Annotated in this window: 12 protein-coding genes; 9 read left to right on the plus strand and 3 right to left on the minus strand. The window is 67.6% G+C overall.

The annotated features are described in order from the left end of the window. Window positions 1-26: 26 nt before the first annotated feature. Together ACW175_RS21615 and ACW175_RS21620 are read right to left on the minus strand one after the other, a co-directional pair. Window positions 27-1,007, minus strand: coding sequence for a FecR family protein (locus ACW175_RS21615; RefSeq protein WP_492101984.1), 981 nt, complete (start codon window positions 1,005-1,007; stop codon window positions 27-29). A gap of 97 nt (window positions 1,008-1,104) precedes the next feature. Next, window positions 1,105-1,632: an RNA polymerase sigma factor gene (locus ACW175_RS21620; RefSeq protein WP_492101985.1), complete on the minus strand. Its 528-nt coding sequence runs from the start codon at window positions 1,630-1,632 to the stop codon at window positions 1,105-1,107. Window positions 1,633-1,803: 171 nt separating this feature from the next. On the opposite strand from ACW175_RS21620, the gene ACW175_RS21625 reads away from it, so the two are divergent. From ACW175_RS21625 to acs, 9 genes are all read left to right on the plus strand, one after another. Then, complete coding sequence (locus ACW175_RS21625) at window positions 1,804-2,523, plus strand: thermostable hemolysin (RefSeq protein ID WP_492101986.1); 720 nt, start codon at window positions 1,804-1,806, stop codon at window positions 2,521-2,523. Further along, window positions 2,520-3,986, plus strand: a complete 1,467-nt coding sequence (locus tag ACW175_RS21630) for an AMP-binding protein (RefSeq protein WP_492101987.1) — start codon at window positions 2,520-2,522, stop codon at window positions 3,984-3,986. Before ACW175_RS21625 ends, ACW175_RS21630 begins: the two co-directional genes overlap by 4 nt. Continuing rightward, window positions 3,983-4,651 (plus strand): iron-containing redox enzyme family protein, encoded by a 669-nt coding sequence (locus ACW175_RS21635; protein WP_492101988.1) that lies wholly within the window; start codon window positions 3,983-3,985, stop codon window positions 4,649-4,651. The genes ACW175_RS21630 and ACW175_RS21635 overlap by 4 nt, the downstream gene beginning before the upstream one ends. After that, window positions 4,644-5,396, plus strand: a complete 753-nt coding sequence (locus tag ACW175_RS21640; RefSeq protein WP_492101989.1) for an SDR family NAD(P)-dependent oxidoreductase — start codon at window positions 4,644-4,646, stop codon at window positions 5,394-5,396. Before ACW175_RS21635 ends, ACW175_RS21640 begins: the two co-directional genes overlap by 8 nt. 16 nt (window positions 5,397-5,412) lie before the next feature. Continuing rightward, a complete protein-coding gene (locus tag ACW175_RS21645) occupies window positions 5,413-6,066 on the plus strand; it encodes a tetratricopeptide repeat protein (RefSeq protein WP_492101990.1) in 654 nt (217 codons plus the stop codon). Window positions 6,067-6,254: 188 nt separating this feature from the next. Next, window positions 6,255-7,223: a GAF domain-containing protein gene (locus ACW175_RS21650; RefSeq protein ID WP_492101991.1), complete on the plus strand. Its 969-nt coding sequence runs from the start codon at window positions 6,255-6,257 to the stop codon at window positions 7,221-7,223. Between the two features lie 124 nt (window positions 7,224-7,347). Beyond that, window positions 7,348-8,865 carry an aldehyde dehydrogenase gene (gene adh / locus ACW175_RS21655; protein ID WP_492101992.1) on the plus strand — a complete coding sequence of 506 codons (1,518 nt, stop codon included), beginning with the start codon at window positions 7,348-7,350 and terminating at the stop codon, window positions 8,863-8,865. Between the two features lie 74 nt (window positions 8,866-8,939). Then, window positions 8,940-9,974, plus strand: a complete 1,035-nt coding sequence (adhP, locus tag ACW175_RS21660) for an alcohol dehydrogenase AdhP (protein ID WP_492101993.1) — start codon at window positions 8,940-8,942, stop codon at window positions 9,972-9,974. Between the two features lie 72 nt (window positions 9,975-10,046). Next, complete coding sequence (gene acs, locus ACW175_RS21665; protein ID WP_492101994.1) at window positions 10,047-12,008, plus strand: acetate--CoA ligase; 1,962 nt, start codon at window positions 10,047-10,049, stop codon at window positions 12,006-12,008. 63 nt (window positions 12,009-12,071) lie between these two features. On the opposite strand, the gene ACW175_RS21670 is transcribed toward acs, so the two are convergent. Beyond that, complete coding sequence (locus tag ACW175_RS21670) at window positions 12,072-13,055, minus strand: DUF6976 family protein (RefSeq protein WP_492101995.1); 984 nt, start codon at window positions 13,053-13,055, stop codon at window positions 12,072-12,074. Between the last annotated feature and the right edge of the window lie 610 nt (window positions 13,056-13,665).

Genomic DNA, 13,665 nt, shown 5'->3' on the forward strand with positions numbered 1-13,665 from the left:
CACGCCCCTCCGAACTCGTCAGGGCGTCACCTTAGGACGATTTCTCCGTCGGCGCGATCCACCGTCAACGACGCATAGGCGGCGAGAATTCGCACCGCCGCCTCCTGATCGTCGAGCGCGATGACGCCGGAGAAGCGCTTGAGCGCCGCCTGGGGCGCGATCCGGATCGGGGTCGGGAAACGGCGATTGAGGTCGGCGACGATGTCGCCGAGGGTTTCGCCGTCGGCGACCAATTGCCCCCGCGACCAGGCGAAGGCGGCGTCAGGCTCGACGCGCCGCAGCTGCGAGCCGCTCGCGCCCTGGACGTGACGCAGTTCCTGCCCGACGGTCAGGCGGGCCGGCGGTCCGCCCTTGCCGTCGCGCTGAGCGACCTCGACAATCCCGCGACGCACGCTGACGCGGACACTTCTGGCGTCATGGCGAATGTTGAACTCCGTGCCGACCACGCGCACCCGTTCGTCGCCGACGCCGATCACGAAGGGCCGCGAAGGATCCTTGGCGACGTCGAAACTGGCCTGGGCCAGACCCATCTCCACCCGTCGCTCGCGCCAGCCCAGCCGGACGCTGAGCCGGGAGCCGCCGTCGAGCGTGATCCGCGTGCCGTCTTCCAGGTCGACCTGCCGCGTCTCGCCGGGCCTGGTCTCGTAGGTCACCAGATCCCCCCGCGAGCTCTTCCACAGCGCGGGACCGCCGACCAGCACGGCGAGGGACGCCGCGATCGCGCCGCCGACCCAGATCCCGCGCGGCGCCGCCCTTCTCGGGCGGAAGGCGACCACATTGGGCGGAGCCGGCGAGAGCGCCTCGGCGATCTCCGTCTTTCGGCCCTCAAGATCGGCGACGATCAGCTCGGCCTCTTCGAAAGCCGCCAGGCGGGCCTCGGAGCCCTCCAGCCAGTCGGTCAGGGCGGACCAGTCGTCGGCCGTGGCCGCGTCGGACTGGACGCGGATCAGCCACGCGACCGCTTCGTCGCGCAGCGTCTCCCTCGTTTCCAGATCCTGACCGTTCATCCGATTTCGCCGTGTGCTGGGAGGCCGGCGGCCTTCCCCTTCGCCCCAAAGACGCCATAAAGCCAAAGGCGCCTCAAAAGAATTTCTCGCGCCGCCCTCATGGCCACCGCCCCACCTTGGCGACGATCAGCTTGAGACTGGCCATGATGTATTTCTCGATGCTGGATCGGGACACGCCCATGGCCTGAGCGGTCTCGGCGTGAGTCAGCCCCTCCAGCTTGTGAAGCCGGAAAGCTTCCTGCTGCGCCGACGGCAAGGCCTTTACCGCCTCGAGGACCCTGCCCAGCTGCAGCTTGGCCGCCGCGGCCTCATCGGCGGGGACCTCCTCGGCGATTTGCACGCCGCCCACGTCGGAAACATTGACGCCATGCCATTGGGCGTCGCGGGCCTCGGCGCGCCGACGAACCTTGATGCGGTCCAGCATCAGGTTCGAGCCCAGGCGATAGAGATAGGCCGCCGGATTGTCGACGCCCTCCACGGGGCGCGCGGCGATCTTCAGATAGATGTCCTGGACGAGGTCCTCGGCGGCGACGTCGGATCGCAGGCGCACGCGGAAGTACCGCAGCAGTTCCTCGCGTCGCTCCATATAGACGGCGAGCAGGGGATGGACGTCGACGTCGTCCAAGGCTCGTTCGCGCTCCTAGCGTGATGGGGTCCGAGAATCCGGACCCGCGACAATCTTTCTGAACCGTCCGCGTCGCGCAACCACCGAAAACTTTGAGGCGCCGATCCGAGGGTGTCGTCCTTGCCGGTCGAAAGGCGCTCGTGCGCCGCCCCCCCCGGGCAGGAGGTCTCCTTGCTGGAAGTCATGATGATGAACGACGGCGCGAGCGTCGGCAGCCTTCGGTTCGACGCCGATCGCATCCGCCGCTTCACGTCGGTCGAGCCGCGGGTGATCTCTATCCACCAGCACCTGCGCCCTGAGCGCGAGCGCGTCGAGCGCTATATCGAGGCGACCTACGCCGAGGCCTTCAACAGCCGCCTGCGCGCCCACTACCCCACCCTGATGAGCGTGCAGGACGCTCACGGCGAAATCCACGCCGCCGTCGGCTTTCGTTTGGCCGCCGGCGCGTCGCTCTTCCTGGAACGCTATCTCGACGACCCCATCGAAGCAGCGCTCTCCAGGGCGGTCGGCGCGGCGATCTCGCGCGGCGGCGTGGCCGAGATCGGCAGCCTGGCCTCCCAGAGCGCCGGCGCGTCCTTCTTCCTGTTCATGGCCCTGGCGCGCTACCTCGATCAGCAGGGCTGCGAGTATGCGGTGGCGACCGCCACCCGCCAATTGCGCCGGACCTTCGCCCGCGTGGGCTTTCCGACCCAGCGCCTGACGGCGGCCGATCCGGCGCGCCTTGGCCCGGAAGCCAAGGACTGGGGCGGCTACTATGAACGTGATCCCGAGGTTCTGGCGGGCGCCATCGCTCCGGCCCTGGAGCCGCTGACACAACTACTGCTGGTCGAGCCGCCGCCGATCGAGGGCGCCTGCTCGCGATTGCATCCTTGCATCGGAGGACAGCCATGAGCCGGGTTCTCCTCGCCATCGCCGAGCGAGCGCGTTCGAACGATGGCGCGATCGCGCTCAGCGACCAGACGATGGCGCTCAGCTATGGCGCTCTGCGGACGCACATCGAAAGCGCGGCGCGCGATCTCTTCCGGTGGGCGCCGCTGGTGTGCCCCGGATCGCCAGTCGCCCTCAGACTGCCCAACGGCCCGGCCTGGGTGATCCTGGACCTGGCCCTGGCGCACCTCGACTGGGCCAGCCTGCCGCTGCCCGGCTTCTTCACGGACGCCCAGCGCGAGCACGCCATGGCCGACGCCGGCGCGAGCCTGCTGATCGAAGTGTGCGACGCCGCCAACGCCGACCTGACCATCGCCGGCGCGCCGCTCCGCGTGTCGCCCCTCTCCCTGGCGCCGCGCGCCTTGCCGGCCGGGACGGCGAAGATCACCTACACCTCCGGCTCGACCGGCCAGCCCAAGGGCGTCTGTCTCTCGCGCCAGCACATGGAGGCCGTAGCCGGCGCGCTCGTCGAGGCGATCGGCTCGGACTATGCCGGCCTGCACCTGCCGATCCTGCCGCTGTCGATCCTGCTGGAAAACGTGGCGGGCCTGTACACGACCCTGCTGGCGGGCGGCCGCTACCACATCCTTCCGCCTGACCAGCTAGGCCTGACCGATCCGTTCCGCCCGGACCTGCCGCGCCTGGCCGGCGCGATCGCCGACCACCACGCCACCAGCCTGATCCTGGTGCCCGAGCTGCTGCGCGCCTTGATGATGGTGATGACCTTCACCGGCGTTCGCCTGCCAGACCTGAAACTGGTCGCGGTGGGCGGGGCCAAGGTCGCGCCGTCCCTGCTGGCCCGCGCCGATGAGCTGGGGCTGCCGGTCTATGAGGGCTATGGCCTCAGCGAATGCGCCTCGGTCGTGGCCCTCAATACGCCCTCGGGCCGCAAGGCCGGGACGGTGGGCCGCCCCCTGCCCCACCTGTCGGTCCGGATCGAGGACGGAGAGATCGTCGTCGAGAACGCCGCCCTCCTCGGCTATGCCGGCGGACAGGCGCACGATGGCCCCGTCCGCACGGGCGACCTGGGCGACATGGACGAAGACGGCTTCCTGCGCATTTCGGGACGCCGCGCCAACACGATCATCACCAGCCATGGCCGCAACGTCGCGCCGGAGTGGGTCGAGAGCGAGCTGACCGCCCAGCCCGAGATCCGCCAGGCCGTGGTGCTGGGCGAGGCCCAGGCCGAGCTTTCGGCCCTGATCGTCCCGCTCATCCCCGGCATGGACGAGGCCGCGATCGCACAGGCCGTGGCCCGCGCCAACGCCAGCCTGCCGCCCTACGCCCAGATCGGTCGCTGGCTGATCCGCGACGCCTTCGACGCGGCCAGCGGCGAACTCACCAACAACGGACGCCCCAGGCGCGCGGCGCTGGCCAACCGCCACCGGGACTTCATGGAAAACGCCACGACAGGAGACCTCGCTTGACCTTCTACCAACGCCTCGTGACCGAGACGGTCGACGGACAGATGGGCCTGGCCTCGGTGCCGCAGATCCAGGACGGGCTGACGGGCCGCATCTCGCGCGAGACCTACATCGCCTATCTGACCGAGGCCTATCACCACGTGAAGCACACCGTGCCGCTGATGCAGGCGGCGCGGGCGCGGATGGATCACGACCACCAGCGCTTCGTGGAGGCCCTGGACGAGTACATCACCGAAGAGACCGGCCACGAGCACTGGATCCTCAGCGACATCAAGAACTGCGGCGGCGATCCCGTGGCCGTTCGCGACGGCGAGCCCCGACCGGCCACCCTGGCCATGACCGACTACGCCTATGACTACATCCGCCAGGCCAATCCGATGGGCTTCTTCGGCATGGTCTTCGTCCTGGAGGGCACCAGCGTGCGCCTGGCCACCCAGGGCGCCGAAGCCGTGGCCCGCAACCTGGGCCTTGGCCCCGAGTGCTTCAGCTATCTGAGCTCGCACGGCGCGCTGGACATGGAGCACCTGACCTTCTTCGAGACGCTGATGAACCAGGTCGACGATCCGGCCGACCAGGCCGCGATCATCGAGGTGGCCAAGGCGATCTTCGAGCGCTTCGCCAACGTCTTCCGCGCGATCCCGCATGTCCGCGAGACCGCCGATGCTTGAGGGCAAGACGGTTCTGATCACCGGCGCCTCCGGCGGGCTGGGGAGCCTAGTGGCCTCGCAGTTGATCGCCGAGGGCGCGCATGTCGTGGCGCTTGGCCGTTCGCGGCCGGAGGGCATCGACGGGTTCCTATCGCATGACCTTTCAACCCCGGAAGGCATCGAGACCGCCGCCCGCGCCGTTGAAGGCGGCCAGTGGGACATCCTGATCAACCTCGCCGGCGTCCAGCATTTCGGTCCGTTCGAGACCGAAGACCCCGCCGAGCTGCTGTCGGGCTATCTCGTGAACCTCGTGGCGCCGGTCCGGCTCTGCCAGGCGGTCGCGCCAGCCATGAAGGCGCGCGGCGGCGGCCAGATCGTCAACATCGGCTCGATCTTCGGCTCGATCAACTTCGCTCACTTCGCCACCTATTCCAGCGCGAAGGCGGGACTGCGCGGCTTCAGCCAGGCCTTGCGGCGGGAGCTGGCGGGAACCGGCGTGGACGTGACCTATGTCGCGCCGCGCGCGGTCCGCACCGCCATGGTCTCCGAGCGCGTCCTGGAGTTCGCCAAGCTGACCCAGATGAACATCGATCCGCCGGGGGCCACGGCGCGCCGCATCGTCTCGGCGATCCGGGCTCGCCGTCGCGACGTCTATCTGGGCTTCCCCGAAACCTTCTTCGTCCGTCTCAACGCCCTGCTGCCGGGCCTCGTCGATCGCGCCCTGTCGGCCAACGACCGCAAGGCCGCGCAGCTCTTCGCCCGCTGAAATCGCAGGACATCCCATGAAAACCAAAGCTCTCCTCGCCCTTGGCCTCGCCGCATCCCTGCTGGCCGGCGCCGCCAACGCCGACGCCCTCGACACCCGCATCGACAGCCTGGCCCGCGACTGGGCGCACGTGAACTACGAGGTTACCGACAAGACCGCCCAAGCCGCCGGCGCGGCCAAGGTCGCGGGCGAGGCCGACGCCCTGGCCCACCAGAACCCCGGCCGCGCCGAGCCCCTCGTCTGGGAAGCCATCGCCAAGGCCACGGAAGCCGGCGCCAAAGGCGGCCTGGGCGGCCTCGCCCTGGCCAAGGAATCCAAGGCGCTTCTGGAGAAGGCCGAGAAGATCAATCCGGCCGCGCTGGGCGATGGCTCGGTCTATACGAGCCTGGGCTCGCTCTACGCCCAGGTCCCCGGCTTCCCCCTGGGCTTTGGCGATGCGGGCAAGGCGCGGAGCTATCTGCAAAAGGCCCTGTCGGTGAACCCGAACGGGGTGGATCCCAACTTCTTCTACGGCGATTTCCTGTTCCGCCAGAATGACTACGCCGGCGCGTCCAAGGCGCTGCAGAAGGCGATCGCCGCCCCCGGCCGTCCGGGTCACGAAGTCGCCGACAAGGGCCGCAAGGCCCAGGCCCAGGCCCTGCTCACCCAGGCGCAGGCCAAGGCCCACTAGGACCGTACAGTTTCGCACCGACATCCGGCGAGTTCGAAGAGGTCGAGCTCGCCACTCGCGCTAGCGTCGCGTCCCGCCGAGACCAATTGCCACGCGCGGCGGATTCGAAGAAGCATTGCACCCGCTTGAAATGAAGCCGCAAACTACGCCCAACGCCGAATAAGGGTGCGCGGCTCAGGGAGGAGCGGGTGCCGGAAACCGTGAAGAAAAGGCATGCCGCCCATGTGCGCGACGTGCTGGCCGACGGTTCCGCGGCGGCGCGATCGGCCTTGGCCGCATCCTGGAAAAGATCGTTCTCCTGGTATGGCTTGACCCCCGAGGACACGACCGCGCCGCGTGTTCTGAGCGAGCGCGAATTGCGGGAAGCGCGTGAGCGCATCGAACCCCTCCTGGACGCGGCTCAGCCGACGCTCGACAGGCTGTTTCTCGCCGTGGGCTCCACCGGGTGCTGCGTTCTCTTCACCGATCACCAGGGCGTTCCGGTCGATCGGCGCGGCGCGGACGTCGATGACGAGACCTTCCACCGCTGGGGTCTGTGGACCGGCGCGGTGTGGAGCGAAGAGGCCGAAGGCACCAACGGCATCGGCACCTGCCTGGCCGAGGAGCGTGCGCTCACCATCCACCGCGATCAGCATTTCCATGCGCGCAACACCGCGCTGAGCTGCACCGTGGCACCCATCTACGACCACCAGGGACGGTTGGCGGGCGCCTTGGATGTCTCGTCTTGTCGGGCCGATCTCACGGAAGGTTTCGTCGGTCTGATCTCGGCCGCCGTTCTGGATGCGGCGCGGCGCATCGAGCTCGAGCATTTCCGGCGAATGTTCCTGGGCGCGCGCTTGATCGTGGTCGAAGGTACGAAGCACGGCGGCGGCGTGGTGGCGGTCGATCGCGATGATCTGGTGATCGGCGCGACCCGCGACGCCCGTCTCGGCTACGGCCTGACCGACGCGCGCCTGGCCGGCCGGCTCCACGTGGACGAACTGCTCTTTCCAGAGTCGGCGCTCGAGCAGGACCTGCTGCACCTTGAGCGCTCGGGCGTGCAGCGCGCCCTGGCCCTGACCTCGGGCAATGTCTCCGCCGCGGCGAAGGCTCTGGGCGTCAGCCGGGCGACCTTGCACCGCAAGCTGGCGCGCCTGGGCCTCACGCAACGCCGCTAGGCCCGGGAACTGTCGCACCCATGCGACAGTCGATCTGGGGCGCTGGGCCCCGCCTCCTGACAAGGTCAAAGCCTTGGCGGATGCTTCCCTCTTGACGCCGAACACGGCGCGACAGGAGGAAGCCATGACCAAAGCCGAGTTCACGCGCACAGCCAAGCCGCCGTTCAAAGCGCGCTATGGCAACTTCATCGGCGGCCGATGGGTCGAGCCGACCGCGGGCCGCTATTTCGAGAACACCTCGCCGGTCAACGGCCGCGTCCTCTGCGAGATCGCCCGCTCCGACGCCGCCGACATCGAACTGGCCCTGGACGCCGCGCACGCCGCCAAGGCCGCCTGGGGCGCGGCCAGCGTCACCGAACGCGCCAACCTGCTGACCCGCATCGCCCAGGTGATGGAAGACAACCTGCCGCTGCTGGCCGCCGCCGAGACCTGGGACAACGGCAAGCCGATACGCGAGACGACCGCCGCCGACCTGCCGCTGGCGATCGACCACTTCCGCTACTTCGCAGGCTGTATCCGCGCCCAGGAGGGCGGCATCTCGGAAATCGACCACGATACGGTCGCCTATCATTTCCATGAGCCCCTGGGCGTGGTCGGCCAGATCATCCCGTGGAACTTCCCGCTGCTGATGGCCTGCTGGAAGCTGGCCCCGGCCCTGGCGGCCGGCAACTGCGTGGTGCTCAAGCCCGCCGAACAGACGCCGGCCTCGATCCTGGTGCTGGCAGAGCTGATCGCCGACATCCTGCCGCCCGGCGTGCTCAACATCGTCAACGGCTTCGGCCTGGAAGCCGGCAAGCCCCTGGCCTCGAGCCCACGCATCGCCAAGATCGCCTTCACGGGCGAGACCTCGACCGGCCGGCAGATCATGCAGTACGCCAGCCAGAACCTGATCCCGGTCACCCTGGAGCTGGGCGGCAAGTCGCCGAACATCTTCTTCAAGGATGTGATGGCCGAAGACGACGACTATCTCGACAAGGCCATCGAGGGCTTCGTGATGTTCGCCCTCAACCAGGGCGAGGTCTGCACCTGCCCCAGCCGGGCGCTGATCCACGAGGACATCTACGACGCGTTCATGGCGCGCGCCCTCAAGCGCGTCGAGGCGATCACCCAGGGCGATCCGCTGGACCCGACCACGATGATCGGCGCCCAGGCCTCCGGCGAGCAGCTGGAGAAGATCCTCGGCTATATCGACATCGGCCTCGCCGAGGGCGCCGAACTGCTGACCGGCGGCGCGCGTAGCGACCTGCCGGGCGATCTGGCCGGCGGCTTCTATGTCAAGCCGACGGTGTTCAAGGGCCACAACCGGATGCGGATCTTCCAGGAGGAGATCTTCGGTCCAGTGCTGTCGGTGACCACCTTCAAGACCGACGAAGAGGCCCTGGCGATCGCCAATGACACGCTCTACGGCCTGGGCGCGGGCGTCTGGAGCCGGGACGCCAATCGTTGCTACCGCTTTGGCCGCGCCATCCAGGCGGGCCGGGTCTGGACCAACTGCTACCACGCCTATCCCGCCCACGCGGCGTTCGGCGGCTACAAGTCGTCAGGCATCGGCCGTGAGAACCACCGGATGATGCTGGATCACTATCAGCAAACCAAGAACATGCTGGTCAGCTACAGTTCCAAGAAGCTCGGCTTCTTCTAGCGCGCCGCGCCGATTTTGACGCGGCGTCGGTATCACCTGGCGCCGCGACCTTTCCGATCCAGAAGGAAATCACCATGGCCAAAACCATGAAGGCCGCCGTCGTGCGCGAATTCGGCAAGCCGCTGGTCATCGAGGACGCACCGATCCCCGAACCGGGTCCCGGCGAGATCCAGGTGCGCATCCAGGCTTCCGGCGTCTGCCACACCGATCTGCACGCCGCGGAGGGCGACTGGCCGGTAAAGCCCAACCCGCCGTTCATCCCCGGACACGAGGGGGTCGGCTTCGTCTCGGGCGTGGGCGCCGGGGTCAAGAACGTGAAGGAAGGCGACCGCGTCGGCGTGCCCTGGCTCTACAGCACCTGCGGCCACTGCAAGCATTGCCTGGGCGGCTGGGAAACCCTGTGCGAGTCCCAACAGAACACCGGCTATTCGGTCAATGGCGGCTTCGCCGACTATGTCGTGGCCGATCCCAACTTCGTGGGCCATCTGCCCAAGGCGATTTCGTTCAACGAGATCGCGCCGGTGCTCTGCGCGGGGGTCACGGTCTACAAGGGCCTGAAGGTCACCGACACCAAGCCCGGCGACTGGGTGGTGATCTCCGGCGTCGGGGGTCTGGGCCACATGGCGGTGCAATACGCCAAGGCCATGGGCCTCAACGTCGCGGCGGTCGACATCGACGACGCCAAGCTGGACCTGGCCCGCGCGCTGGGCGCGACCATCACGGTCAATGCCCGGACCGTCGCCGACCCGGCGGCCGAGATCAAGAAGCAGACCAGCGGCGGCGCTCAGGGCGTCCTGGTCACCGCGGTTTCGCCCATCGCCTTCAAGCAGGCGCTGGGCATGGTCTCGCGCGGCGGAACGGTGGCGCTCAACGGGCTGCCGCCAGGCGATTTCCCGCTGTCGATCTTCGACATGGTGCTGAACGGGATCACCGTGCGCGGCTCGATCGTCGGCACCCGCCTCGACCTGCAGGAAGCCCTGGACTTCGCCGCCGACGGCAAGGTCAAGGCCACGATCAGCACCGCGCGCCTGGACGACGTCAACAGGGTCTTCGACCGCATGCGCAATGGCCAGATCGAAGGCCGCGTCGTGCTGGACCTTAGCCAGTAAGGCGCGGGGCCTCATGAGCGGCGTGACGGGGTGCGCCGACACCCCATCGCGCCCCTTCACACCTCGGAAAAAATGCCAAAGGGAGTAGACGGCGTGAGCGACGGACAGGTTTTCCCGGTTCCAGAAGCCCTGGCGAAGTCGGCGCATATCGACGCGGCCGCCTATGACGCCGCGCTCGCCCGGGTCGAGGCCGATCCGGAGGGCTACTGGCGCGACGTCGCCGCCCGGCTGGACTGGATCAAGGCCCCGACCCGGATCAAGGACGTCTCGTTCGACAAGGACGATTTCCGCATCCGCTGGTACGAGGACGGCGTCCTCAACGTCTCGGCCAACTGCCTGGATCGCCACCTGCCGCACAAGAAGGACGACGTCGCCCTGATCTTCGAGGGCGACGAGCCGGGGACCTCCGACACCCTGACCTATGGCCAGCTGCACGAGGAGGTCTGCCGCATGGCCAACGTCCTCAAGGTGCAGGGCGTCCAGAAGGGCGACCGGGTGACGATCTATCTGCCGATGATCCCGATCGCGGCGGTGGCCATGCTGGCCTGCGCCCGGATCGGCGCGGTGCACTCGGTGGTGTTCGGCGGCTTCTCGCCCGACAGCATCGCCGGCCGCATCCAGGACTGCGCCTCGCACTTCGTGATCACCGCCGACGAGGGCAAGCGCGGCGGCAAGCGCATCCCGCTGAAGGCCAATATCGACGAGGCGCTCAAGCACTGCCCGTGGGTGGGCAAGGTGCTGGTGGTCCGCTGGACCGGCGCCGACGTCCCCCTGGTCAAGAACCGCGACATCGTCTGGCAGGACGTGCGCGAGGCGGTGTCGGCCGACTGCCCGCCCGAGCCGATGAACGCCGAGGATCCGCTGTTCATCCTCTACACCTCCGGCTCGACGGGCAAGCCCAAGGGCGTGCTGCACACCACCGGCGGCTACCTGGCCTGGGCCTCTTGGACCTTCTGGGCGGTCTTTGACTATCGTGCGGGCGAGGTGTTCTGGTGCACCGCCGATGTCGGCTGGGTGACCGGCCACAGCTATGTCGTCTACGGCCCGCTGGCCAATGGCGGGACCAGCCTGATCTTCGAAGGCGTGCCCAACTATCCCACCCCCAGCCGCTTCTGGGAGGTGATCGACAAGCACGGGGTCGAGATCTTCTACACCGCCCCCACGGCCCTGCGCGCCCTGATGCGCGAGGGCGATGAGCACGTGACCAAGAACGACCTGTCGTCCCTGCGCCTCTTGGGCAGCGTCGGCGAGCCGATCAATCCGGAAGCCTGGCTGTGGTACCACCGCGTGGTCGGCAAGGCGAAGCTGCCGATCGTCGACACCTGGTGGCAGACCGAGACCGGCGGCATGCTGATCACCCCCCTGCCCGGGGCCACCGACCTCAAGCCCGGCTCGGCCTCCAAGCCCCTGCCCGGCGTCAAGCCGCAGTTGGTGGATGCGGAGGGCAAGGTCCTGGACGGCGCGACCGAGGGCAATCTCGTGATCACCGACAGCTGGCCGGGCATGATGCGCACGGTCTATGGCGACCACCAGCGCTTCTTCGAGACCTATTTCTCGACCTATCCCGGCAAGTACTTCACCGGCGACGGCTGCCGGCGCGACGCCGACGGCTATTACTGGATCACCGGCCGGGTCGACGACGTGATCAACGTCTCGGGCCACCGCCTGGGCACCGCCGAGATCGAGAGCGCCCTGGTCGCCCACGAGACCGTCGCCGAGGCCGCCGTGGTCGGCTGCCCGCACGACATCAAGGGCCAGGGCGTCTACGCCTATGTCACCCTCAACGCCGGGGTCGAGCCGACCGAGGACCTGCGCAAGGCCCTGGTCCTGTGGGTCCGCCACGAGATCGGCCCGTTCGCCGCGCCCGACGTCATCCAGTGGGCCCCCGGCCTGCCCAAGACCCGCTCGGGCAAGATCATGCGCCGCATCCTGCGCAAGATCGCCGAGAACGAACTCGGGAGTCTCGGTGACACCTCAACCCTCGCCGACCCCTCCGTCGTCGACGACCTCGTCAAAAATCGCGCTGGGGCGTGACGGCGCGGTGGTGGAGCATCGCTCTCCACCGCCGCGCCTCGCCCGGATGGGGACGAGCCGTTTCTAGTCCTTGCGCACCGTCAGGCGCGACAGGGTCTGGTTGAGCAGGATGTAGGCGAACTCGCCGAAGGTCACCGGGCCGACGAAACCGCCAGCCGAATGACCTTCCAGGTCAGCGTAGAGATAGTTGAGGATACAGTTGCACGACAGCATCCGGCCGGCGTCGCCCCCCACGCCCGCCTGCGAGTAGGCGGCCCCGAGATCAGCGACCGGACGGGCCAGGCGATAGGGCGTACGCGGCACGACCGGCGCGTAGAAACTGACCTTTCCAGCCTCGGCGTCGATGTCCCGGAAGGAGACGTTGATCATGGCGCCGGCATAGTCGGCCACCAGGGGCAGGCGCGTGTCCACCTTGTTGTCCGACACATAGCGCGCGAGATTGGTGGGCTGGCCGTTGACCAGGCAGTCACCGACGGAGAAGCCCTCGTCCGAGAAGACTATTTCGTCGCCATCGCCCGCGGTGAACAGGTTGACGATGTCGAGATCCACGTTGAGATCGGAGGGGAGTTCGACCCAGAGCACCGCCAAGCCGTCCTCTGCGACCTGCCCCGTCGCGCCGTCTATTACCTTGGGCGTCTGCGATTCCACGAGGTCCAGCCGCACGCCGGCCACCCAGCCAAACACCGGCTGGTTATAGAGGCGGGGCAGGGCGGGTCCTTCGACCGCATAACGTTGATGCGTGGCGCTGAAGGCCGGAGCGACGATGCAGGCAAAGCCGTGCTCAAAGCGCCTGTCGGTCAGATCGGCGAGCCGATCCGACGGCAAGATCGCCGTGCGCGCGCTGATCGCCTCCTCGAACACCGTACAGAAGAGCTTGTCGTCGCGGCAAACCCCGCCCACGTCAGCCATGAAGTAGGCGGTCGTACCGCCAATCCAGTGACCCTTTGGCAAGGTCTCCAGCAGCGCTTGGGCGCCCGAGACGAAGACTACAGCGCCAGACTTGATGATGTCGGCGGCTTCCGCTGACGAGATGAATAGGTTCTTCATGATCGTTTTCCTTTAGATCGCGCCTGCGTCTTGGTGGGTAAAGGCGTTGTCGACGAAGAAACGATGAAGTTCAGACGCCGCCTGCTGGGCGCTTTTCAAGCGATCTTGTACTTCTCGCCGCAACCTCGTCACGGCCAGGCGCGTCGCAAGAACACTGAATTCAGGACTCCGTGCTCCAGAAACGATCTGCGCCCATCTTGGGTCTGTATTTGCCGGCACCATGGCGCCTTCCTCCACATTTGCGGAGCCAAGCTATCGAGTCGTAGTAAATAATAAGTAATAAAAGGTGGCGACAATTTGTCACTATGTATAATTACCTAGAAATCGAGATTTTATATTATCCACACTTCAGACGTATGCTCAAGGCGCGACGGATGGTCGCCCACGTCTACTGTGAGCGCTCCTCGCTAGATCGCCAGGCGCGCGGCTTCGAGGGGCGACACGGGCCCGCAAGCTGGCCGCGTCCGCCCGCCGTCGCCGCACCCACCTGCTTCCCGCCCGCCCCGAGTTGACCCGGGGGCGGAGCTCGAAAGGTCAGGCCCGGCGCGCTACGACGCCGATCATCCGTCCGGCGCTGAGCCGCAGTAAGCCGTTCGGCTTACGCCGCGCC

This window comes from Caulobacter sp. FV1ye6ST, assembly GCF_058681225.1.